We start from the raw sequence: 24,621 nt of genomic DNA on the forward strand, positions 1-24,621 counted from the left end.
TATACTTGAAGTATTCAGTCAAAAAGGAGTCACGATATATTATGAACGCAGAAATCGATCGTCAATTACACCACCGCACCATTCGCGCCTTTACCACCCAGGAAATTCCCGCCACAACCATCGACACTTTAGTCGACGTCGCCCGCCACACCGCCACTTCGGAATTCCTACAAGCTTTCAGCGTCATCAGTATTACCGACCCGCAATTAAAAACTGCGATTGCCCAGATTTCTAAACAACCCTATGTTGCTAATAATGGACACCTATTTATTTTCATCGCGGATCAACACCGCAACGCCATAATCGGTGCCGAAATGAATCAGCCTGAAAATAAAGTCGGGGGTGCCAACAAGTTTCTCGCCGCTCTGGCGGATGCAACCTTAGCCGTGCAAAACACCGTGGTTGCCGCAGAGAGCATGGGATTAGGCGCCGTTGTGTTGGGTAGCATTTTAAATGACGCGCAACAAATAATCGACCTCTTACATTTGCCGGAGCTAACTTTTCCAGTTCTCGGTCTAGCAATCGGCTATCCTGACCAGGAGCCGCAATACAAACCCCGTCTGCCGAAAAAATTCATGCATTTCGAGAATGGCTATCAATTGCCTGAACCCATCGTGCCCCAATTAAAGGCTTACGACGCTGAAGTGCACGACTATTATGATCTGCGCGAAGCCAATCGGCGGGTCGATACGTTCACGAATCAAGTGAAACGCAGTCTGCTTAACGTGCCAGAAAAACGCGCGCAACTCCTAACGATCCTTCATCAACAAGGATTTTTGATCGAAGACGACCATTAAAAAAATGTGCCCAAGCTTATTCGACAATAGAATAAGTTTTAGCACATTTTTTGTATTGGAAAATTGATCTCGGTCAATCTCCAAAGTATTTATTTGAAAAAGGTTTGATAATCGTCGCCGTCTCCAAGATAGAAAACTTCCGACAGCTCTGGATTCTGGATGACAGGTAAAAAGTCCGCCATGGATCCTGAAAGTTTTTGGTCTGCCAACTTGGTTTTATCTAACCAATAAACTTCACCCTCACGACTGGCTTTTAATTCACCACTGAAGTCATTCGTCCGATAGAAATAAATCACCCGCCTGAAATAAACATTATCGGCAGTGATGTCGTTGTATTGGGCCATCCCGGCTAGTTTCAAATGGGCAATTTTTAAGCCAGTCTCTTCACGGATTTCTCGCACCGCAGAATCGACGAAGGATTCATGCGATTCAACATGACCGCCTGGAAATGTGATCCCTGGCCAATCTTGCTTGCGCCGATTTTCAACGAGGACTTGTTCCCCTTTTTCGATCATGACCATGTTCAAAAACATGGCAGTTTCTGGTTGATGTTCCATAATTGCCTCCGGTTTATTTGCTTGAAATAATCATAGGCTTGTCTTTTCGCGGTTGCAACTCGATCGACGAACTTTTTGCAAAAACCTAGAAATAATTTATGGCGGTAAACTAAGATATTACTTGTAAAAAAAAGAGAAATCGCCTATGATTAAGTTAGTTTGAAACCGCTGTCAATCATGGTTTTAAATTACATTTTGCATATCCTACCCTCAAAGGAGATTAATTAATAATGAAAATTGGAATAATTGGTGCAACTGGTCATGTTGGCTCATTTTTGACAGCAGAAGCCCTTAAGCGTGGGCACGAAGTTATCGGGATCGTCCGTCACGTCCCTAAAACAATCAGAGAATCAAATTTAACTTTCTTAAATAAAGATATCTTCGTTCTAACCAACGAAGATGTGAAGGACTTCGACGTTCTGATCAGTGCGTACAACGCTCCTGAAGGCGAAGAAGTGCAGCACGTTAAGGCGATGAAACATTTAATCGAGATTTTGAAGGATACTTCCGTTCGCTTGCTAGTTGTTGGTGGCGCCGGTAGTTTATATGTGGATGACAAACTCACCACACATATGTATGATACGGATGCATTTCCGGATGCGTTCAAACCAACTTCGATCAATATGGGTAAGGCCTTGGATTATCTGCGCGAATCTAAAGATGTGCGCTGGACTTACCTGAGTCCTTCTGCCGACTTTTTAGTTAATGGTTCACGGACTGGTAAATATAAAGTTGGGCAAGAACAATTGATGCTCGATAAATATGGTAAGAGTGAAATCAGTATGGCTGATTATGCGATCGCCATGCTCGATGAGATTGAAGGACCCGAACATCAACAGCAACGTTATACAGTTTGCGCAGTTTAATTGAATTTGATGCGCGCTAACAGAACAGCAGTTTTTCACGCTGATCTGTTTTTGTATCGGGAAAATAAGGCCATCGTCACATTTTCGTCACAAATTTATCAAGGAAGACTCAATTTTGTCGCACACTTCTTTCATACCCCAGCTGTATAGTTATCAATATAGAAAGCGGGAAACAAATACGAACGGATTTGCCCGATTCATTCGTACTTGCTTCGTAAAACTGCTTTCTAGGTATGACTGCTCCAATCCAAAATAATTGCTAATTTTCTTCATTTTATTCCTCCCTTTTAAAATGAACCCCTTAAATCAACAGTAGTGCCCGCTATTGTTGAAACATTCAAATTGAAGTGCCCGCTTTAATTTGAATCACATTTTTATTCTTCCTCCAAGCCAACAGATGCCCGTCTGTTGGTTTTTTTGTAGCTTGTTAGTTGGGATCGCGTTGAACTGGAATCAACTGCTCATTTGGTTGGTAGCGTTAGTTCTGCGCGCTTAAAGACGACATAGGCTATATTTATACATATTTTTAGCCGAGCGCTTGTGTGATTTGCTGTGAAATTTAATTCAGCAATAAATGAATACTCTTTAAAATAACGACTTCAATAAAAATCACTTCAATTTTACAAACTCTGGGCAAACGGGTAAAATTTTAAATGAGTGATTTTAATTGTGGCCGCGACATTTGATGCTTGATTTCAAACTGTGGCAGCTCACAACTTGTTTTGAATTGTGTTCGCTCCCACTGAAATTTCCGCTCAACTGATTAATCAGTTTGATTTAAAACCAAATCAAAGTGATTAATACATTTGATGCTCAATTTCAACCGTGGTAGCTCACAACTTGTTTTTAGGAGGATGTTTTACATGAAGTTTTCTAGTTTTGGGAAGGCGGGCTTAGTTTCTCTTGCTTCCTTGTTCTTTTTGGCAGGTTGTCGCGGCGATCAGTCGACGACTAACAGCAGCAAGGATCAGGTGTTGACGCGCATGGAGGGCGATGTGATCGGCAGTATGGATTCTGCAACGGTCACTGATGCGATTTCTGGGCAGGCTCTCGTCGATACGATGGACGGTTTGTATCGTTACAACGGTTCGGAGTTGCAGCCCGCTATCGCGACTAAAATAGCCAATCCAAGCAATGGTGGTAAAATCTATACTTATACGCTGCGCAAAAATGCTAAATGGAGCAACGGTGATGACGTGACGGCAAAAGATTTTGTTTTTGCCTGGCAACGCGCCGTTGATCCAGCGACAAAATCGCAATATGCTTATTTATTTGCCGGTATTAAAAATGCTACGGCAATTATGAATGGCAAAATGAAACCAACTAAATTAGCCGTCAAGGCCATCAACGCGCACACTTTGCAAGTTGAGCTCGATCACGCCATTCCGTATTTTGCGACCATGTTGACCAATCCGGTTTTCTTCCCCCAGAACGAAAAAATCGTTAAAAAATATGGCAGTGAATATGGAACGACTGCCAAAAAGTTAGTCTATAATGGCCCATTCAAGCTGACCGACTGGACGGGCACAAATAATAGTTGGACAGAAGTTAAAAATAAATTCTACTGGAACAATCAAGAAGTTAGATTAAATAAAATTAAAGTTCAAGTTATCAAAGAACCATCCACCGCCCTGAATTTATTCGAAAGTAATGGCCTGGATGACGCCGTACTTAGTGGCGAGGCGGCGCGACAAATGAAGAATGATCCCTCGTTCACACCACGACCACAGTCTTCCGTTTTCTACTTGGAATTAAACGAAAAGAAAATTCCAGCCTTTAAAAATAAAAATATTCGCTTAGCACTTTCAAAAGCCATCAATCGCAAGGAATATGTTGAACAAGTTTTAGGTAACTCTTCGATTCCCGCGAGAAACGTGACTCCCGAGAATCTAGCCAAGATGCCAGATGACACAGATTTTTCTGAGGCAGCGGCTAAAGATACGAAGTATGCCACCAACTTCAGCAAGAAAGAGGCCAAGCAACTCTGGCAACAAGGGCTCAAAGAAGTCGGCATCAGCAACTTAAACGTTGAATTCATGACGGACGATTCCGAAAACGCCAAAAAGTCTGCAGAATATTTCCAAAGCCAATTAGAATCGATCCTGCCTGGATTAAAAATAAAGATTACCAGCTTACCCTTCAAAACTCGCTTAACTCGCTCGCAAGCCGGTGACTTCGATCTCGTGATGAGTGCATGGGGTGCTGATTTTCCAGACCCGATCACTTATCTCGACCTCTTCACTAGCAACAATAGCCAAAATAACGGGGGCTGGTCAAACACCAAATATGATCAACTGATTCAAGCCAGCAAGACGACGCACGCCACGAACCCACAAGCAAGATTTAATGATTTATTGCAGGCACAAGAAATTCTCACGGATGATCAAGGCGTCATCCCGATTTATCAACGCGCTGAAGCTCACTTGATTAACGCCAAGGTTAAAGGGTTAGCCTACTCGCCTTCGAATCAGTATAATTTCGTTCACACCTATATTGCCAAATAATTTCCAGCGTCCCAATTTAAACGAGGAAGTGTAAAAAAAATGGGAAAATATATTCTCAAGCGTGTTGGGTACATGGTACTGACAATGTTTATCATCGCCACAGCAACTTTCTTCTTGATGAAATTAATGCCTGGCTCGCCTTATGCCAACCAGGCTAAAATGACGACGGAACAAATCAATATCATGAATCATCAATATGGTTTAGATAAACCGGCATACCAGCAATATTGGATTTATCTTGTCGGGCTGTTGCACGGTGATTTCGGTACTTCATTTCAATTTAATAATCAGCCCGTTTCTTATTTGATTGCTAGCCGCATCGGCCCCTCAATGCAAATCGGTGTACAGGCAATTATTCTCGGAACTTTATTAGGAATTTTGCTAGGTGCAATTGCGGCCATCCGCAAAAATACTTGGGTCGACACAGTCGCAACTTTCTTTGCGATCATCGGCCGCTCAATTCCTAACTTCGTTTTTGCAGTTTTACTACAGTTCTTCTTGGCATTCAAACTGCGAATTTTTCCAATTGCCTTATGGGAAGGTTTCTCGTCCAGTATCCTACCGACGATTGCGCTTGCCATGGCACCTTTAGCCACGACTGCACGATTCATGCGCACGGAAATGGTCGACGTTTTAAACTCCGACTACATTGAACTCGCACGCGCGAAGGGGAATACACCTTGGCAGACCGTTGCTAAACATGCGTTACGGAATTCATTGATCCCTGTAGTCACGATCATTGGCCCAATGGCAGTCGATTTAATGGTCGGCTCGATGGTCGTCGAAAATATTTTCTCCATTCCTGGGATCGGCGATCAATTCGTCAAATCGATCACCACTAACGACTACCCCACAATTATGGGGTTAACATTGCTCTACTCATTTATGTTAGTCGTCGTGATTTTGATCGTCGATATTCTTTACGGCTTGATCGATCCACGAATTAGACTGAGCGGAAGCGAGGGTTCGAACTAATGGCTGAGCAAACAAATCAGATTAAACTTAACAAGAATAGTTTCAATAAAGTCGGCGCCAACGACGTTGATGAACAAGAAAAGATTTCCGCACCATCCCTAACCTTCCTGCAAGATGCGATTCGCCGCTTGAAAAAAAATAAAGCCGCCATCATCTCACTTTGGTTATTGGTGATCATCATTATGATCTCGATCATTTCGATCTGGTGGACGCCCAGTGATCCTAACGCCCAACACGTAGCCTACGCAAACTTACCGCCAAAAATTGCCAATGGGATTCCCGGATTCACCGGTAAGGCTAGCGTTGGTGGCGAAATCGTCGACAAATATGCCCAGGCTAATGTTCCCAAGGGTACCTATTATGTTTTAGGCACTGATTATCTGGGCCGCGATTTATTTTCACGCCTGATGAAGGGTGTTGCCTTGTCATTACTGATCGGGATGTTAGCAACTTTATTTGATCTCGTGATCGGGATTCCATATGGGATTATTTCTGGTTGGAAAGGCGGTCGCACGGATACGATCATGCAGCGAATCATCGAGATCATTTCCTCGATCCCGAATTTAGTTGTCGTGATTTTAATGTTACTGCTGTTCACACCTGGTCTGGGATCGATCGTCGTCGCCATGGGGATCACCGGCTGGATCACCATGGCCAGATTGGTTCGCGCCGAAACATTGACCTTGAAATCTCAAGAATATGTTTTAGCAGCACGAACCCTCGGTGAATCGTCTTTCAAAATTGCCATCAAACATTTAATCCCTAATCTTTCCTCAACAATTATTATTCAAACGATGTTCTCGATTCCAACCGCAATTTTCTTCGAAGCGTTCTTAAGCTTCATCGGCATTGGTATCCCCGCACCAAACGCCTCACTTGGGACGCTGCTATCTGATGGTCAGAAAACTTTCCGGTTCTTGCCTTATCAAATGTGGTATCCTGCTGCTGCCATCAGTATTATCATGATTGCCTTCAATTTGTTGGCCGATGGTTTACGCGATGCCTTTGATCCAAAAGCATCAGAATAACGAAAGGAGGTAGCACTCGTGGAAAAAATTCTAGACGTTAAAAATTTAAAAATCAATTTTTCAACCTTCGCCGGCCAAGTTCAGGCCATTCGTGATGTGAGTTTTCACCTGAATAAAGGCGAAACTTTAGCGATTGTTGGTGAGTCTGGTTCCGGTAAATCCGTAACCGTCCGCAGTATCATGGCGTTATTAGCCAATAACGCCCATATTGATGGCGGTGAGATTGATTTCAAGGGACAAGACATTCTTAAAATGAGTCCCCGCGAAATCGAAAAAATTCGTGGCAACGATATTTCGATGATCTTCCAAGATCCGATGACCTCACTCGATCCAACGATGCCAATTGGCAAGCAAGTCGCCGAACCACTTCTGATTCATGGGAGCATGAACCACGCTAACGCCATGGCCCGTGCAGAAGAAGTATTGAAATTAGTTGGGATCGATAATGCAAAAAATCGCATGAAGGATTATCCCCACCAATTTTCTGGTGGGCAACGTCAACGGATCGTCATCGCCATTGCCATCGTCAATTATCCTGAAATTTTATTAGCAGATGAACCAACGACAGCACTAGACGTAACGATTCAGGCCCAGATCATCGACTTGATGAAAGACTTACAACACAAGATCGGAACCTCGATTATTTTTATCACCCATGACTTAGGTGTCGTCGCCGGAATTGCTGATCGAGTTGCCGTGATGTATGCTGGCAAAATAATCGAATACGGGACCGTTGACGAGATTTTCTATGACCCCAAGCATCCTTATACCTGGGGACTGTTAAACTCGATGCCAACGCTCGATACGAGCTCTAAACGGCTATATGCGATTCCAGGGACACCCCCCAATTTATTAGACCCTCCTGCAGGTGATGCTTTTGCGCCGCGAAATCCTTATACCATGGAGATCGATCACGAAGCGATGCCGCCATTTTTCAAAGTGACTGACACTCACTACGCCGCAACTTGGCTATTGCATCCAGACGCGCCTCAGGTCGATCCACCGCTGGCAATTAAGAAGCGCCAAGCAGAATACCGAGAATTATTAGCAAGTGGTCAGATTGGCAGTCACAAAGCCAAGGAGGTCGATCAAAATGCCTAAAGATAACGAGACGATCGATGCGCAACCACGTAAAAAATTAGTACAAGTGAAACATCTCAAACAATATTTCAACCCTGGCAAGCCAAACGAAGTCAAAGCCATCGACGATATCAGTTTCGATATTTACGAAGGTGAAACTTTCGGACTAGTCGGTGAATCTGGTTCAGGTAAAAGTACAACCGGCCGCAGTATCATTCGGCTGTACAAACCAACTAGTGGTGAAATTTTGTTCAACGGCAAAGACATCAGCAAGATCAAACATCGTGACATGCTTGAATTCCGCCGCGAAATGCAAATGATTTTCCAAGATCCCTATGCTTCGTTGAATCCACGAATGAAAGTTAAAGACATTATCGCCGAAGGGCTCGATGTCCATCACCTGGTCAAAAACGATCAAGAACGCGACGCACGTGTGAATGAATTACTCAATCTGGTTGGATTAAGTCACGATCACGCCACCCGTTATCCTCATGAATTTTCTGGTGGGCAACGTCAACGGATCGGGATTGCCCGCGCACTCGCCGTCCAACCGCGATTTATTATCGCCGACGAACCGATTTCGGCATTGGACGTTTCCATTCAAGCACAAGTCGTCAACTTGTTGCGCGAGATCCAACAGGAACAAAATTTGACCTATTTATTTATTGCCCATGATTTATCGATGGTCAAATATATCAGCGATCGCATTGCCGTCATGCATAATGGCCGCTTGATGGAACTCTCAACGGCCGACGAAGTTTACAATCATCCCCTGCATCCTTACACGAAGAGCCTGCTCTCAGCGGTGCCACTACCGGATCCAATGTACGAACGTTCACGCCGCAGAAAAGACTACGATTCCAGTATCGAATTCGATGGCAAGCCCCGCACACTAAAATAAATTGTGCCCGGACATTTCGTACTAGCTGCCGACGATGAAATCACCGCGTACCAGGCAGACGCTGAAAAATATAGCCACGAAACAAATTAGTTCAAGTAAAAAATAAGCACAAATCAACCTAGTCGGTTGATCTGTGCTTATTTTTTACTTATTTTCATCATTCTCATCAAATCATAAAGTGGGTCTATGATCTCCCTGAACTAACGCAATCCAAACGAATGAGACGTTTATTTAAAGCGGACTGTACCTATACTGCCAAGCTACTTAACAAGCTACAGAAATAACTCTGCATTATGCTCAGGAACACGTACTAAATCGTCTGCGACTAATCGCTCTGCAATCTGAACAGAATTCCAAGCAGCACCCTTGAGCAAGTTATCGGCAACTACCCAGAGATTATAAGCGCCAGGTGTTTCTAAATCGCGCCGAACACGGCCGACAAAAGTTTCGCGACGTCCTTCAGCTGTCTTGGGTTGTGGATAAAGTTGTTGACTGGGATCATCTTGCACAACTAAGCCAGGAAAATCAGCCATCACTTCATGTAATTGTGCAACTGTTGGTCGTTGATCTGTACCGACTTCAAACCAAACGGATTCACCATGACCAACTGGAACCGGAACGCGCACACACGTTGCAGTCACTTTAATATCCGGTGAATTTTTATCACCTAACATGATTTTTTTAGTCTCATGAATCATTTTCCATTCTTCGTGAGTATAGCCTTCATCTTCGAAGACATCGATTTGTGGTAACAGATTAAATGCCAGCGGATAATGTTTCTGGTCACCTTTCACAGGTAAAATTTGTGGCGTGAATTCTTCCCCGTTCAAATCAGCCTGTGCCTCAGCATTCATCTCATCGATTGCAGATTGACCGGCCCCACCAGCAGCTTGATAAGTTGAAACCACGATCCGATTTAGTCCATACTTTTGCCGAACTGGTTCCAGCGCCATGACCATCTGAATCGTCGAACAATTGGGATTGGCAATGATGCCATGATGCCAAGCGAGATCTTTTTCATTTACTTCTGGCACAACGAGAGGCACTTGATCGTTCATCCGGAAAAATGACGTGTTATCCACACAGACTGCGCCACGTTTAACTGCTTCCGGTAACAAACGGCCAGAAACAGACCCGCCGGCAGAAGCTAACACTAAATCAATACCATCAAAGGATTCAGGCTTAGCTTCCTCAACAGTCACAGATTCACCTTTAAAAGTCATCGTCTTACCTGCAGAACGAGCAGAGGCTAACAAATGAACTTCTGAGACTGGAATAGTCGATGCGGCTAACTGTTGGATCATCCGTGTCCCAACGGCGCCGGTCGCACCTAAAATTGCAACTTTATATTGTTTTTTTACCATCATACATGCCTACTTTTCATCATTGATTCGAAACGCTGCGACGTATTTTTGAATTCGTCGTCCAGCTTCTTGCAAGTTTTGCGTTGATGCTGCATAAGACAGCCGCACATGTCCTTCTCCACCAGGACCAAAGACTGATCCAGGAGTCACACCAACTTTTGCTTTCTTCGCGAGATCGTAAGCAAATTTCACATCGTCTTGAATCAACGTTGGTGGAATTTTTGCAAAAATATAAAATGCACCCGCTGGCGTCGGCGCCGTGAATCCAGCTTGTTGAAGATCATGTAAAATTAAACCCTGACGTTCACGATAAACGTCACGCATCTGCTGGGCATCATCTTGACCGTTTTTCAAAGCCTCTTCTGCGGCTTTCATCATTGGCGATGCTGCTGTCGTCACCAAGAATTGATGCATTTTTCCGATTAGGGCAATCAACGCATGTGGACCTGCGAGATAGCCGATCCGATAACCCGTCATGGCGTGCGACTTAGAAAAACCGCTGATCAATACGGTTTGCTCTGGCAAAAGCTTGCCCATGCTGAGATGGGGTTCACGATAAGACAACTCGGCATAAATTTCGTCCGACAGAACGACCAAGTCGGTTTGTTTGATTACATCTGCTAATTCATGTAATTGAGCATGTGTATAAGTGGCGCCGGTCGGATTATTAGGATAATTCAACACTAACCCAGTTGCTTCTGGGTGCTCGGCTAAAACTTCGGTCAGCTTTGCAGCCGTCAAAACAAAATCCGGTGCCGTATTAACATTGATCACATGAATGCCATTGACCTTGGCGACCGTTTCGTAAAGTGGAAATGTGGGTGTTGGCACGATAATCGTGTCTCCAGGATTGAACAGACCACTAATGGCAGCATAAATCCCTTCTGTTGCTCCAACCGTCACCACCACCTCTTGCGTGGCTACATAATGTGTATCAAACTTATCGGCAAGATATTGACTGATCAATTCTCGCAGTTCCATGAATCCAAACGACGGTGCATAGTGAGAAAAGTTTTGATCGATCGCCACTTTTGTCGCCTGCTTAACGTGATCAGGCACCGCAAAATCGGGTTCCCCCAAAGTCAACTTGATCATCCCAGGAATCAACGAAATTTCGTTGTCAAATTCACGTATTGCGGATGGCGGAACAGTGTCTAAATTTCGATTACCTAATTTTGACAAACCTAATTTAAGTTCTGGCATGAAATTTCCCCTTCTAATTCATAGAGTGTGGAAAGCAACGGGTTGAAATTATTGGCTAAGCCGCCAACAACTTAAAAATCCCGCTTTTGGATTTCAAGTTGTTGGCGGCTTAGACATTAATTTCAGTTGCTTGGAACACGTTTAGAGTGCGGAACAACACGGGTTGAAATCTACAGCTAAGACGTCAAGACACAAAAATTGTATTTTATTTTTCGTGGCTTGATCTCTTAGATGCTAGATTTCAGTGTTGTGCAACACGTTTACAGTAAAGCATCCAACCCAACTGTCAGTCCTTCTGGCAATGTTCCAACTTTTTGCGCAGCTAGGACAACTCCTTGCATGAACGAAGAACGATCAAATGAAACTTGTTTAATACTCAAGCTCTCGCCAGCCGCGCCAAAAAGAACCTCTTCTTGCGCAACATAGCCTGGCAAACGCAAGGCATGAACTGGAACGTCGTCGATCCATTCACCGCGAGCGGGTTGGTCGGTTTCTTTCGGCGCAATTGGGCTATTTTGGCGTGCTTCACTAATAAGTTGTGCCGTCGCTCTTGCCGTTCCTGATGGTGAGTCAACTTTATCCGCATGATGCGCTTCAACGACTTCAGCATCAGGAAAATATTGAGCCGCTTTTTGTGCAAATTGCATCATTAAAACGGCAGAAATCGCAAAATTCGGAACGATCAATAAATGTTGATGATTCTTCGTGGCCAGCTGGCCTAACTCATTAAACTCGCCATTATCTAGGCCACTGGTGCCAATAACAACATCAAAACCATGTTGCAGCGCCCAATTTGCATTAGCCTTAGCAGCCGCAGCAATCGTAAAATCTAACCAAACATCTGCCTGAACATTAATTTGGTCGACACTTGTAAAAACTGGAAAATCTGAATTTGATTGGCCATGAATATCTAGCCCGCCGGCTATCGTTACACCGTCAGTCGCTGCAATTGTTTTAGCAACACGTTGGCCCATATTCCCTGCGACACCACCGATAAATACCGTTGTCATATTAATTTGCCTCCAAAACCGCATTGACTGCTTGTGCTTCTTCTGTTGTTAAGGGAATCATTGGTAATCGCAAATTATTCGCAATTTCACCGCGAGCCGCCAACACCATCTTGACTGGTTCTGGTGAAGGATAAGCAAATAAGGCATCCATTCTCGGTGCCAACCAGCGCATTTTCTCTTGGGCAGCTTGCAGTTTTCCGGTCTCAAAAGCGGTGATCATATCATGCATTTCATTCCCATACAAATGAGAAGTGACTGAGATCACACCGCGTGCGCCGGCGCCGATTGCGCCAAGCGTTTGCGTATCCTCACCCGTATAAACGGCAAAATCAGGCGATGTATTTTCAACAAGATATTTAAGATCACTGACGCTGGTACACTGTTTAACGCCACCGATATTTGGATATTTCGATAACTCAACCACGGTCTCGTTATCCAGCTTCACAACGGTACGTCCCGGAATATTGTATAGGATCACTGGCACTGCAGACGCATCCGCAATGGCCTTGAAATGAGCCACCATTCCTGCTTGGCTAGGTTTATTGTAATAAGGATTTACGGCCAAAACAGCCGTGATCCCGTGAATTGCACTCGCTTCTTTGGCAAGTGCGACTGAAGCTGCAGTGCTATTATTACCAACGTTCGCAACAACGACCGCTTTATCTTGAACATGCTGAGTAAAGTGATTGAACAGCTCAATTTTTTCATCATGCGTTAAGGTTGGTGATTCACCAGTGGTTGCGCCGATCACGAAGCCGTCGCTATGTTCATGGATCAACCGATCAGCCAACGCGTCCAGTGCCGGATAATCGATCTGATCGTCGTCGTTGAACGGTGTGATCAAGGCGGTCAAAATTTTTTTATTTTCTAACAAGTGATTACTCCTCACAAAATATGATTATTATTAATTCATTGCATTCGGTGTTCTAAAAACTTGATCCACGCCTCAACCCCGGGCTTAATTGCGCGCTCTTCAGGATTCAAGTGGTCGCTATGTAGCGAATGTTCAGGATCGTTGACGCCGAGCCAAACCATCGTGCCCGGAAACTTCTGAGTTAAGAAGCCAAAATCTTCGCCGGTCATTGCTGGCTCCGATTCGGCAAAATCGATAGTTGGATCAGCCGTCATGAACTCGATCAAGTCGGTTGTTTGTTCAATTGCGTTTTCAACGGGCATATAGCCGCCTTGAATCAGGTTAAGATCAGCCTTGACACCATAAGTTTGAGCCACGCCATCCGCAATCTCACGCACACGCTGTTGCATCATTAAAATATCTGATTGCAGAAACGCACGGATCGTCCCTTCAAGTTTAGCTTCTCCAGCAATCACGTTCATAACTTGACCCGCATGAAAACTACCGATAGTCACAACGCCCCCGCGGATTGGATCCACATTTCGAGAAACGATCGTCTGCACTTGCATCACAAATGCGGCCGCAGCTACCAACGCATCTTTAGCGCGTTGAGGATAAGCTGCGTGCCCACTTTCACCAGTGAAGGTTAAATGGATCTCGGTCGTTCCAGCGAACAGAGTGCCCAAGCGCGTAGCAATTTGTCCAGCTGGTAAACTTGGATTATCATGAATCGCAAAGAATTCATCGGGACGCCACTTGCCGGTAAAAGCGCCCGCCTCATAAACGCGATAACCGCCATATTCGGCTTCTTCCGCTGGCTGAAAAAAGAAAATCAGATTGTCTTTTGGTTGATGCTCAGCGAAATGCTGCAAAATACCGAGCGCAACTGTCATATGAATATCGTGTCCACAAGCATGCATCTGACCAGGAATAGTCGAACTGAAAGCTAAGCCCGTCTGTTCGGTCACCGGTAAGGCGTCAATATCGGTACGATAACCGATCGTTTTATGCGGATCAGTGCCTTGCAATCGCACCAGAATTGCGGTGGGAACACTCGGAACTGACTTGATTTCTAACCAATCTGTTGACCACAACTTCATCAAACTCAACAAATAATCATGGGTTTGTACTTCATGCAAGGCTAATTCAGGTATCTGATGAAGGTCACGGCGAATTTTAATCAGTTCCTCGTTGTCCAAGTCGCTCATCGAATGACTTCCTTTCAAAATAATCAAACGTCTTTGCATATCTAACGAATCGACTGCTTGTTTGATTAAACTGGCGATTTATAGTTTTCGTAGTGCGTCAATTAATTCGGTTTTATGCCAAGTCTTCTCATCTTTCATCTTGATGATTTTCGCAGGAACACCGGCAACAACAGCATTCGCAGGCACATCCTCGATGACAATGGCACCGGCAGCAATCACCGCACCCTTCCCAACGTGAATGCCTTCCAAAACAACCGCATTTGCACCGACCAGCACGTCATCTTCAATAATTACGGGTGTTGCGGACGCAGGTTCAACGACACCAGCCAAAACAGCGCCAGCACCAATATGACAATGTTGACCAACAGTCGCGCGGCCGCCGAGCACTGCACCCATATCGATCATCGTTCCTTTGCCGATCACTGAACCAATATTGATGACTGCACCCATCATGATCACGGCGTTATCGTCGATCGTCACGTGCTCGCGAATGATTGCGCCCGGCTCGATCCGTGCATTAATATTTTGAATATTTAATAATGGCACGCCAGTATTGCGTCCTTGAATTTCACAATGGATCTGAGTGATCACGGATTTGTTTTCCTGCAACCAAGGTTGAATAACGCCGGCGTCGCCAAATAACTGCCCCGTTTTAGTCTCCAAGAAGCTTTCAACTGAATCGGGTGTTGGCGTTAATTGATCGATTTCCCCTGCAAAAACAACATGCATCGGCGTTGTCTTCGGTGCGTTCGCAATGTACTCAATAATCTGTTCGGGTTGAAATTTTTGTGTCATCTAGCTGATTCCTCCAAAATTGGTGTTTAAAAAAAGTATAGTCTGTTCAATCTGAATTCGCAAATTAAGGGCTGGCCACTTAGTTCTGTGGAATAATCCGTCTTGAATTGTTTAAGTCACATTCTGTCTGTCATTATAACGAAATATTGTGAAGAAAATATAGGCCTATCTTGACGGAATCATAGCGATTTTATCAAGATTATTTCTTGATATGTTCTTATTTTTAAGCTAGGATGAAGTTTCAGTAGGAATTTTTTGCACCATTTTGATCACGATCACATACATATTTTTCTAAAAAGAAAGTTGGTATTGTCATGAAAGTCATTAAATTCGGGGGCACTTCCCTAGCAACTGGCTCTAAGGTCAAACAAGCGCTCGATATTATTACCGCCGATCCACAACGCCGGGTCGTGGTGGTCTCCGCGCCGGGTAAGCGAAATGCGACAGACATTAAAGTCACGGATTTATTGCAAAAATTAGCAGATACCGTCGTCGATGGGCTCAACACTGAAAAAATAACCACAGAAATTATTGGTCGTTATCTAGAAATTGCTGAATATTTTGGCCTTGATCACACCATCATTGGTTATTTACACAAACATCTGCAGCTGATCATCCATCGTAATTACATTAATAGTGAATATCTATATGCCGCATTCATGGCTCAAGGTGAATTCATGAATGCGCAGCTAATTGCAAAAATCATGCAACATCAAGGAATCAACGCCCAATTCGTTAGTCCGCGCGATCTGGGCATGGTTGTAGAAGGGAAACCGCAGGCGACCACTATTTTAGAAGAAAGTTACGATCATATCGCTGACTTTCAGTTAGATCCAAAGGAAATCATCGTCGTCCCGGGATTTTTCGCCTATGATCAAAAGGGAAACATCACGACGTTTGCACGCGGCGGTTCCGATATTACGGGTTCGATTTTAGCGCGCGGATTCAACGTTGACCTCTACGAAAACTTTACCGACGTTTCTTCCGTTTACGCCGTCGATCCACATATTGTCGCCCATCCACGCGCCATTCGCACATTAACTTATCGAGAAATGCGCGAGCTAGCCTACTCCGGATTTTCCGTGTTCAATCATGAGGCGATTTTACCAGTCATCAATGCTGGCATCCGCGTCAACATCAAGAATACCAACGACCCGGCAGCACGAGGCACCTTCATTGCGCCAACCAAAGATGTCAACCACCATCACCACATTACCGGCATTGCCGTCAACAAAAATTATATTGGGCTGTATTTGCATCGCTATCTGATGAATACCGAAGTTGGTTTTACCTTTCGCTTACTCAAAATTCTCCGTAAATATTCTGTCAGCTACGAATATTTACCCTCTGGAATCGATGATCTCACAATTGTGATCAACAAAGATCAACTCACTGGGCACAAGAAAGATAGTATTTTGACCGATATCAAAGCCGAAGTCCATCCTGATCAGCTCGAATGGTTCGATGATTTCGCCGTGATGATGGTCGTCGGTGAAGGCTTATATGCGCAACACGACCTGCTCGCTAAAATCATGACCTGTCTAGCCGACATCAACATTGTCCCAATGATGATCAACGAAGGGGCTTCACGGATCAGTTTGATGATCGGTGTTCACGTCGCACAAGCCGACCCAGCTGTCCGCGCCATTTATGAACTCAGCACAAATCATCAAGACACCAATTCAACTGACTTATAATGATTCAACAGCCACGAATTTGTGGCTTTTTTTGTAGCTTGTTACGGTGATTGTGGTAACTGGAATCAACGGCTCATGAAGTTGGTGGCATTAGTTCTGCATGTGCAAAGACTTCCAGACCGGGAAAATCATATTCCGGCAACTAAAAAAGCCAGCATTTCTGCTGGTCTTCACCTTTAAAACGTGTTTAATTTTTGGCTTGCCAATCTTTCAACGAATTAGCCGCAAGGATCAAGCTTACCGCGGCATCTTGAGAAAGATGTTCCTTAACGAATTCTGGGTTACTGATTGCGGCAACCGCACCGACAACTTCGAGTCCATAAGTGATCAAATTCAAATCTTTGCGTGCAGAATAACCACCCGTAAAGTTATCTTCGTGATTGTAGGCAAAATTCAAATTATTATCAGTCAATGATCCATCGACATGATTGATCAGAACTCGATCTTGCAACTGGCTCATTGGTTCATCTTCACCTTGCAACGTCAACTTGTGATCAGAAATCGTTCGATAATATTCATCTTGACTCATTGTCAGATAGTCAGCAACTGGACGGTCGAAAATCTGCAACTGTTGCACAATGTTGAAGACTTGCTGAGCATCGAATGCAACTCGCCGCGCGATAATATCGCCGCCGTTTTGTTCCAGCCAATCCGCATATTGTTTAATTACATCGCGTTCCATGAGTATCCTCCTCGTTGTTTCTCTTTTATTTTACAAGTCCGGCGATTGCTAAACAAGGTCTTTCCTAAAAAAGAACATTTTGCCCACTTAAATCAAGCTGTGATCATCGCCAATATAATTGTGATCAAACGTCACTTCCGCGGTCACATCGCCTAGGATCTTGCGTAGATCATGGTTGATCGACACTAGCAACTCATCGTCACTGGTCTTAATTTCTTCGGGCACGACCACATCAAACTGAATTAATTCATCCTCGTTAACTAATTCTTCCACGTGAAAATCATGAGTAGTCAATCCTAAGTTATAATGCTTCACGACCGCTTGAACCGCCTCATAAATTTTAGCATACTTCTGATTATCGATATCGATCGGGTCCAAATGACAAACCAAATGAATTCTCAGCTGATGCCAGAAATCATGCTCGATCTGATCCGTCACTTGATGTGCTTGATCGAGTTCCCACCGACTATCGATTTCAATATGAACCGATGCAAAAATCGTATTGGGTCCATATTGATGGATCAATAAATCATGAAAGCCAAGAATATCACCGTAACTTGCCAGACGTTCAGTCATTTTCTCAACCAGTTGTTCTGACGGTTGATGACCTAACAGCTCGCTGATAAATGTACGGATCAAGCCAACCGCGCTGATCAAAATATAAATCGCAACGCCGAGACCGACCCAGCCATCCAGCGCCCAACCGGTTTGTGCCTGGATCACCGCAGAAATCAGCACTGCAACCGTCGTATAAACATCGTTCAAACTATCTTTGGCCGTCGCCAGCAACGTTTCGGAATCAATGTCTCCTGCAATTTGTTTATAAAAATAAACCTGAGCTAGTTTTAGCACAATCGAAATCAGCAAGACCAAATAAATCTGCCAGCTCATGTGGACAACATTGGGATCGACAATTTTATCAAACGAAGACTTCACGAATTGCAAGCCGACAAAAGTGATCACAATTGAAATCAATAATCCTGAGATCGATTCAGAACGTTCGTGACCATAAGGATGATCGTGGTCAGGCTTTTTACCTGCCATCTTGAAGCCGATCACCGTAAGCGCAGACGAAAAAGTATCCGACAAGTTGTTGATGGCGTCGGTAATAATTGAGATACTACCAGAAATAAGCCCAACGATCACTTTGATCACAAAAAGGGCCAGGTTGGAAATTAAACCAACTAAGCCAGCGACGATTCCATAACTCGTACGTTGTTGAATCACCGATTGATTTTTAATTTTCTTCTTGAACCAACGTCTAAATAAAAACATCTGATCACCTTTTCGTCGATACTTCTAGTTATTGATCGCTGATTTAGCAGAACAGCCAACCAAGTGATCATCGATCAGGCCAGCGCCTTGCAAATAGGAATAAATAATTGTTGGCCCGACAAACTTGAAGCCACGTTTTTTCAGATCCTTTGAAATCAGCTGCGACAATGGTGACTGCGCCGGAATTTCCGACTCAACTATCGGCCGATTAATAATTGGTTGCCCCTCGACAAACTGCCAAAGATAATGATCGAAACCTTCCGTCTGCTCAATTGTCAGAAACGCCCGCGCATTGATCACGGTGTCCGTCAGCTTGAGTCGATTGCGAATGATCCGCGGATCTTGCATCAGCTTTTGTAAATCTGGCTCAGTCATTTGGGCAACTAGTTCAGGATCGAACTGTAAAAAATCTTCGCGGAAAGCAGCGCGTTTTTTCAGCACCGTCTGCCAACTTAAGCCCGCTTGATAAGTTTCCAAACATAATAATTCGAATAATTTCTGCGGGTCATGCTGCGGCTTTCCCCACTCGTGATCGTGATATTCTTTTAACTCTGGTGTTGCTTGACCCCAACTACAATCGGCCATGATGATCCCCCAGTTTCAATAATGCTATTTTAGCAAAACTAACGATTTACGCGAAAATTTAAGCACAATATTTGCACTCCCAATTATTAAATACCCGAAAACCGTCGTATTTTTTTCTTAATAGTTTAAATTCATCAGAATAAAAAAGAGAGACCAGTTCAGCCTCTGCTTTTGATGGAGAAATAATTATTTTTCTTTATGATATTCGTTCTCTAAATCTGTGCGTACGATCAAGACGTCGCATGGCGCGTGGCGATTCACATATTCAGTTACAGAACCCACAAGCACACGTTCGATCGCATTCAGTCCAGTGGCACCGATCATAATCAAGTCGTTGTGATGATCCTCGGGGAAATCACGAGAAATGACCAGCTTCGGATTACCGAAACGAACGTGAATATCGATGTCGTCGTCTTTAAAGCCCTCGTTCTGTATTGTGGCAGCCTTCAAATTTTCCAAGTAGCTTTGCGCATCCTCGGAAATTTGATAAATCGCATCGCCAGTCAATCCGCCACCGTAATTACCGACAAATTGTTTCGTATCCAAAATTGTGAGCATATCGAGATGGGCATTGTTGGTTTTGGCAACTCGCTTAGCTTTGGTAAAGGCTAACTCGGCTTCCGGTGAACCATCAACTGGGACCAAGATCCGTTTATATTCTTGTTCTGACACAGTTAACACCTACTTTCTTCTCTCTATACAAATCATAACTTTTAAATTCACGTAATTCAAGAATTAAGGTAGTTTGGCAGGATTTATTTTTCAAGTTGTGAGAGGCCATGGGTTGAAATCGAGCATTAACTCTGAGCCATCCTAAAATCCGTTTTTTAGATTTCAGGATGACTCAAGTTAAGCGGAAATTTCAATGGCCTCGAACACAATTGGTTGTGAGAGTAGCCACGGGTTGAAATTAAATCAGCTTGGCAACTTCGTGAGTCGTCGCAATCAAGCTTTGTTCCAATTCACGTTTAGCCGTTGTGACCATTTCGTTGGCAACTGGCAATTTGATACCCATGATTTTAGGAATGACCAATGTGCTAACAAATGGTAAATTCCACTGTTCGGCCGGCGTGATCCGAATCAACGTGAACAAGATTGTCCGAATCTTCTGTTGATCACAAAAACGTGCCAGCTCGCCAACAAACGAAGTTGGAAAACGAGTTTGATTAACTTGGTCCGTTGCCAAAAAAGTAGCATCCACATCCGCTAAAAGATCTGCAAAATGCAGCTTTTCAAATAGCCACGCGTAAGTTCCGTTAGAAATCGTCGCGCCTAAACAAGCCAATGCACCGGCAACACCGCCACCAGCGCCTGAACCAACAATCGTAGTCAGATCGATTTCTCGTTCTTTTTTCATTAGGCGGTTAAAGGCCGCACTCCGTAAATCTAGGCGGACAAGATGCGCCGGTAAAATGCCAATGTCTTTACCAACGGAAACCAGCTGACTATCTACGCCAGTATAAGTAGTCGTTTCCCGCGCAAGCACCGTCAAGGTCACACCCTTGAGTAATTCGTCCGGTTTGGAAAAATCGATTTGACCGAAATTGATCAACGGATTCTCACCGACCGGAATTGGATCGCCACTTTCGTCAGCGACCAGCGTTCCCAAGGCCTGCAACATGCCCAATCCACCATCGATCAAACAAGTATCGTCGATCAAAAGTACGACGTCTTGCGCTTCATTAGTCACTGCATCCAAAATCAGCTGGCCCAGTCCATAACTTGAAGCGTGAAACAAGTCGTGTTCGTCGTATGAACTAACAGATTTACGGTTAGCAAAAGTTGACGTATCAATAATTGCCGTCAACTTACCATCGAGTTGCGTTAATAAATAAGTGATTTGCGTGCTCTCCCAATTAGGACCGTAGTAAGTGAAATTGACCAGCTTACCGTCATTCCATTGTTGCAGAGCACTAATTAAATCTTCTTGTTGACCATCAAATGGCAACGAAATAAATTCAGTTCCCGTTTTTTCGACTAACCCCTGTTGCATTAATTCGCGTCCAGCTTGAGCTGAAAGATCTGCAGAGAGATCCTGACTTGCTAAAAGTATTTTCATAATGACACCTACGTTTTATATTTTTCTGTTATGATTAAAGTATCTAGTATTAGAAAGGAATTATCAAACAATGAATGCGAGACTCTTACAAATTCAGAGTGGGCACAATTTCCGCGAACTCGGTGGCTACCAAACTGAAACCGGGCAACACATCAAGTTTCACAAAATTATTCGTTCAGGCAAATTAGCCGATCTCACGCCACAAGATCTCGATTACTTGGCAGACTATGGCGTAATTTCAAGCATTGATTTTCGTTCGCCAAAAGAAGCAAAAGCTGAACCCGATCGTCTTGCAAAAGGCATGACTTATATTTTCGATCCTGTTTTTCGTGTGGACGAAACTGAAAGTACGCGTTCCGAAGAAGAGCAAAATCAAGAAATGTCTCAAGGACCAGATCTCGGCCGGCAACGAATGATTAGTGCCTACCACAATCTTATCACGGACACGCACCCACAAAAAGCCTACCAACAATTTTTTGAACGACTCTTAACAAATACGCAAGACAATCAATCGGTTCTGTTTCACTGCACTGCTGGAAAAGATCGAACCGGAATTGGCGCCTACTTATTCTTGCGGGCACTAGGCGTGGATTCGGCAACCGCAAAACAAGATTATTTATTAACGAATGAAGTCACACAGACGGCAATTCAGGGTAATATTGCGGATCTGCACACCACCGACCAAACATTGATCGATAATGTCACCGCACTAATGTCCGTTGATGAAGCTTATTTAGGCCAAGCCATCGCCGATATTAAATTAATGACTGGGACAGTGGATAATTATCTTCATGAAGTTCTTAATTTGGGCACATCTGACTTAAACGATTTGAAGAAGATTTGTTTGACGGCGTAATTCCTCGCGAGATTCTTTTAATTATTTATTTTTAGTCACATTTTTTTCACGTTAATCTGTTATGATGTTTAAAGAGTCATGTGAGTGACTTCTCCAATAATTTTGAAGCACAATTCTTTTTCATCATCCCCCCAAGATTTGGAAAAGAACACGTTCATGCTGAACACAAGGTAGCGGCTGTATGGAGCCGCTATTTTTGTGCTCTTTTTTTCTAGACCAAGGTTATCCCCGCCAGCAGTTCGGCTTGCTTATGTATTTGTGTGGTAGTTCTGCGGCGGCGTCAAGCAATCCATGATGCCGACATTACTATCTTTAATTTCCAACTTTTTGTATCTAGTTTAATGAACTGATCAGAAAATATGTACGTTTGCCAAAGTCATTTTTAAATTCACGTAAATGTGAAGAATTCATGAATTTTCAGTGACTTTTTTATGAATTTAATTTTATCCACCAGCTTTTTATTAACCCTGTACAAAAAATACTGGTCTTGCGGGAGAGTTTCCGGTCCATTTACATAAATCATTTAATTTAGGCTCGAAAATATGATATTATTGCCCTAATAAAACGTTTTACTAGAATTCAAGTGAGGTTTATCTTGGCAAATTCAACCGCAAAACGACTCACCTTTATTGCACTCATGGCAGCACTAGCAAGTTTAGGCAGCCTGCTAACAATTTTTCTACCTAATTTTTCAATGGTGCTGGCGTTTTTCTTATTGATCACCACCTTTGCGGGTTACAAATACGGCGGCTCCGTGATGATCATTACGATCCTGATCTCAAATTTTCGCACTGGCGGGCTTGGACCCTGGACTTTATTTCAAATTTGGAGCTACCTCCTCATTTTGTTATTGTGGCAATTATTCCGCATGACAAAAATCAGCCAGAAAACTTGGATCCAAGTTTTAATCGCAGCAGCTCTAGGATTCAGTTTTGGATTCTGGAATGCCATCATGAACGTCGCCTTTTATCATCTTCCTAATTTTCTAGTGTATTATTTGCAAGGCGTTTATTTTGACCTGTCACTCTGTGTTGCGACGGGAATTTTCTACTGGCTATTTCAACGTTATTTACTTCCAATCTTATTCAAAAAAGTGCCGGAAATTGCCAAGCGGAGGTCTTGATGATGAAGAACGAACAACTCAAGCAACAAATTATTGCGGCCAGTAAAGAAATCGGGATCGACAAAATCGGTTTTACCACCGCCGCTAATTTCGAGTATATGCGGCCCAGTCTAGTGAAGCAGAAAGCCGCTGGTCACACAACTGGATTCGAACATCAAAATTTAGACGAGCGACTGAATCCTGACCAAATTTTCGACCAACCTCGATCAATTATCGCCATTGCGTTGGCTTATCCGACGAAAATTTCTGAACGTCCACAACGGACTGAATTTAAACGTGGACAATTTGCACGCGCCTCTTGGGGAGTTGACTACCACCATATTCTCGACGAAAAAATGGACGCATTGATCGTGGCGATTCGAAAACTCGCCGGTGCCGATCAAACCATTGATTTTAAACCGATGGTCGATACTGGAGAGCTGATCGATGTGGTCGTGGCGCAACGTGCGGGCCTTGGTTTCATCGGACTTAACGGGTTGCTGATCACCCAAGAATTCGGCTCCTACGTTTATCTGGGCGAAATTATCACTAACCTTGAATTTACGCCTGACGAACCGATTGCCAATCAATGTGGCACTTGCAGACGTTGTATTGCCGCTTGTCCACCCGATGCCCTTTTAGGCGATGGCCGATTAAATGGGCAACGTTGTTTATCTTATCAAACTCAGACGAAGGGCTTGATGGATCCCGAATTTCGACCCATGATCCGCAATGTGATTTACGGCTGCGATATTTGCCAGATCGTTTGCCCATTTAATAAAGGTAAAAATTTCCATTTTCATGCGGATATGGAACCCGATCCCGAAGCCGTGATGCCGGAATTGGTGCCGATGTTAACGATGACGAATAAAGAATTCAAGTTAAAATTTGGGCCGATGTCTGGTTCTTGGCGTGGCAAAAAGCCACTACAACGCAATGCCATCATTGCGCTAGTCAATCTCAAAGATCGATCAGCAATTCCCAAGCTACTCGAAGTCATCGATCATGATCCTCGCCCGATCATTCGCGCAACCGCCGCGTGGGCAGTGGTTGAATTATCCGATTTGAAAAATAAAGACCTGCTAGACTTTCTGATTACTGCAAAAAGTAAAGAAGCCAGCGACCAACCAGAAATCAACCATGAATATCAAAATGCAATCGATAAACTGGCCAGCATGCCGGAATTGCCCAACCAAAATTAAGTGTAAAAAATACCGCTATCCT

22 protein-coding genes and 1 pseudogene are annotated in these 24,621 nt (G+C 43.8%); 11 read left to right on the forward strand and 12 right to left on the reverse strand.

The annotated features are described in order from the left end of the window. Nucleotides 1–41: 41 nt before the first annotated feature. Entirely contained in the window at nucleotides 42–797 is a 756-nt protein-coding gene (locus tag EKM67_RS00405; RefSeq protein WP_125576149.1) for a nitroreductase family protein, read from the forward strand. An 89-nt stretch (nucleotides 798–886) separates the two neighbouring features. On the opposite strand, the gene EKM67_RS00410 is transcribed toward EKM67_RS00405, so the two are convergent. Then, entirely contained in the window at nucleotides 887–1,354 is a 468-nt protein-coding gene (locus tag EKM67_RS00410; RefSeq protein WP_225417254.1) for an 8-oxo-dGTP diphosphatase, read from the reverse strand. 230 nt (nucleotides 1,355–1,584) lie between these two features. Here EKM67_RS00410 and EKM67_RS00415 point away from each other — a divergent pair, with 230 nt between their 5' ends. The 6 genes and pseudogenes from EKM67_RS00415 (at nucleotide 1,585) to EKM67_RS00440 (ending at nucleotide 8,798) form a co-directional block, all read left to right on the forward strand. Continuing rightward, a complete protein-coding gene (locus tag EKM67_RS00415; protein ID WP_125576151.1) occupies nucleotides 1,585–2,220 on the forward strand; it encodes an NAD(P)-dependent oxidoreductase in 636 nt (211 codons plus the stop codon). 863 nt (nucleotides 2,221–3,083) lie between these two features. Then, nucleotides 3,084–4,724, forward strand: a complete 1,641-nt coding sequence (locus EKM67_RS00420) for a peptide ABC transporter substrate-binding protein (protein WP_125576153.1) — start codon at nucleotides 3,084–3,086, stop codon at nucleotides 4,722–4,724. 39 nt (nucleotides 4,725–4,763) lie between these two features. Then, nucleotides 4,764–5,699, forward strand: a complete 936-nt coding sequence (gene opp3b / locus EKM67_RS00425) for an oligopeptide ABC transporter permease (protein WP_125576155.1) — start codon at nucleotides 4,764–4,766, stop codon at nucleotides 5,697–5,699. Next, complete coding sequence (locus EKM67_RS00430; protein ID WP_125576157.1) at nucleotides 5,699–6,727, forward strand: ABC transporter permease; 1,029 nt, start codon at nucleotides 5,699–5,701, stop codon at nucleotides 6,725–6,727. The genes opp3b and EKM67_RS00430 overlap by 1 nt, the downstream gene beginning before the upstream one ends. 18 nt (nucleotides 6,728–6,745) lie before the next feature. Beyond that, nucleotides 6,746–7,828 (forward strand): ABC transporter ATP-binding protein, encoded by a 1,083-nt coding sequence (locus tag EKM67_RS00435; RefSeq protein WP_125576159.1) that lies wholly within the window; start codon nucleotides 6,746–6,748, stop codon nucleotides 7,826–7,828. Beyond that, nucleotides 7,821–8,798 (forward strand): annotated as a pseudogene (locus tag EKM67_RS00440) (ABC transporter ATP-binding protein). Before EKM67_RS00435 ends, EKM67_RS00440 begins: the two are co-directional and overlap by 8 nt. Nucleotides 8,799–8,980: 182 nt before the next feature. Here the strand turns inward: EKM67_RS00440 and EKM67_RS00445 are convergent. From EKM67_RS00445 to dapD, 6 genes are all read right to left on the reverse strand, one after another. Continuing rightward, entirely contained in the window at nucleotides 8,981–10,072 is a 1,092-nt protein-coding gene (locus EKM67_RS00445) for an aspartate-semialdehyde dehydrogenase (RefSeq protein WP_125576246.1), read from the reverse strand. A gap of 9 nt (nucleotides 10,073–10,081) precedes the next feature. Next, nucleotides 10,082–11,275 (reverse strand): aminotransferase class I/II-fold pyridoxal phosphate-dependent enzyme, encoded by a 1,194-nt coding sequence (locus EKM67_RS00450; RefSeq protein ID WP_125576163.1) that lies wholly within the window; start codon nucleotides 11,273–11,275, stop codon nucleotides 10,082–10,084. A gap of 260 nt (nucleotides 11,276–11,535) precedes the next feature. Further along, nucleotides 11,536–12,285, reverse strand: coding sequence for a 4-hydroxy-tetrahydrodipicolinate reductase (gene dapB, locus EKM67_RS00455; RefSeq protein ID WP_125576165.1), 750 nt, complete (start codon nucleotides 12,283–12,285; stop codon nucleotides 11,536–11,538). 1 nt (nucleotide 12,286) lies between these two features. Continuing rightward, on the reverse strand, nucleotides 12,287–13,159 hold the full coding sequence (dapA, locus tag EKM67_RS00460) for a 4-hydroxy-tetrahydrodipicolinate synthase (RefSeq protein WP_125576167.1): 873 nt from the start codon (nucleotides 13,157–13,159) through the stop codon (nucleotides 12,287–12,289). 35 nt (nucleotides 13,160–13,194) lie between these two features. Continuing rightward, entirely contained in the window at nucleotides 13,195–14,346 is a 1,152-nt protein-coding gene (locus tag EKM67_RS00465) for an N-acetyldiaminopimelate deacetylase (protein WP_125576169.1), read from the reverse strand. A gap of 78 nt (nucleotides 14,347–14,424) precedes the next feature. After that, on the reverse strand, nucleotides 14,425–15,141 hold the full coding sequence (gene dapD, locus EKM67_RS00470; RefSeq protein WP_125576171.1) for a 2,3,4,5-tetrahydropyridine-2,6-dicarboxylate N-acetyltransferase: 717 nt from the start codon (nucleotides 15,139–15,141) through the stop codon (nucleotides 14,425–14,427). 314 nt (nucleotides 15,142–15,455) lie between these two features. On the opposite strand from dapD, the gene EKM67_RS00475 reads away from it, so the two are divergent. After that, nucleotides 15,456–16,838 (forward strand): aspartate kinase, encoded by a 1,383-nt coding sequence (locus EKM67_RS00475; RefSeq protein ID WP_125576173.1) that lies wholly within the window; start codon nucleotides 15,456–15,458, stop codon nucleotides 16,836–16,838. 187 nt (nucleotides 16,839–17,025) lie between these two features. Here EKM67_RS00475 and EKM67_RS00480 read toward each other — a convergent pair whose 3' ends face one another. The 5 genes from EKM67_RS00480 to EKM67_RS00500 form a co-directional block, all read right to left on the reverse strand. Further along, entirely contained in the window at nucleotides 17,026–17,520 is a 495-nt protein-coding gene (locus EKM67_RS00480; protein ID WP_125576175.1) for a hypothetical protein, read from the reverse strand. Between the two features lie 87 nt (nucleotides 17,521–17,607). Further along, nucleotides 17,608–18,795 carry a cation diffusion facilitator family transporter gene (locus EKM67_RS00485; protein WP_125576177.1) on the reverse strand — a complete coding sequence of 396 codons (1,188 nt, stop codon included), beginning with the start codon at nucleotides 18,793–18,795 and terminating at the stop codon, nucleotides 17,608–17,610. Nucleotides 18,796–18,819: 24 nt separating this feature from the next. After that, nucleotides 18,820–19,380, reverse strand: coding sequence for a DNA-3-methyladenine glycosylase I (locus EKM67_RS00490; protein WP_125576179.1), 561 nt, complete (start codon nucleotides 19,378–19,380; stop codon nucleotides 18,820–18,822). Between the two features lie 186 nt (nucleotides 19,381–19,566). Beyond that, nucleotides 19,567–20,052: a universal stress protein gene (locus EKM67_RS00495; protein ID WP_164506514.1), complete on the reverse strand. Its 486-nt coding sequence runs from the start codon at nucleotides 20,050–20,052 to the stop codon at nucleotides 19,567–19,569. Between the two features lie 238 nt (nucleotides 20,053–20,290). Next, nucleotides 20,291–21,439: a glycerate kinase gene (locus tag EKM67_RS00500; RefSeq protein WP_125576183.1), complete on the reverse strand. Its 1,149-nt coding sequence runs from the start codon at nucleotides 21,437–21,439 to the stop codon at nucleotides 20,291–20,293. Between the two features lie 70 nt (nucleotides 21,440–21,509). Between EKM67_RS00500 and EKM67_RS00505 the strand changes: the two genes are divergently transcribed. The 3 genes from EKM67_RS00505 to queG all read left to right on the forward strand — a co-directional run bounded on the left by EKM67_RS00505 (nucleotide 21,510) and on the right by queG (nucleotide 24,599). After that, a complete protein-coding gene (locus tag EKM67_RS00505) occupies nucleotides 21,510–22,295 on the forward strand; it encodes a tyrosine-protein phosphatase (protein WP_125576184.1) in 786 nt (261 codons plus the stop codon). Between the two features lie 595 nt (nucleotides 22,296–22,890). Beyond that, nucleotides 22,891–23,418: a hypothetical protein gene (locus tag EKM67_RS00510; RefSeq protein WP_125576186.1), complete on the forward strand. Its 528-nt coding sequence runs from the start codon at nucleotides 22,891–22,893 to the stop codon at nucleotides 23,416–23,418. A gap of 2 nt (nucleotides 23,419–23,420) precedes the next feature. After that, nucleotides 23,421–24,599, forward strand: coding sequence for a tRNA epoxyqueuosine(34) reductase QueG (gene queG / locus EKM67_RS00515; RefSeq protein ID WP_125576248.1), 1,179 nt, complete (start codon nucleotides 23,421–23,423; stop codon nucleotides 24,597–24,599). The last annotated feature ends 22 nt before the right edge of the window (nucleotides 24,600–24,621 follow it).

Origin of the sequence: Lapidilactobacillus mulanensis (assembly GCF_003946215.1) — a bacterium.
Lineage (GTDB): Bacteria > Bacillota > Bacilli > Lactobacillales > Lactobacillaceae > Lapidilactobacillus > Lapidilactobacillus mulanensis.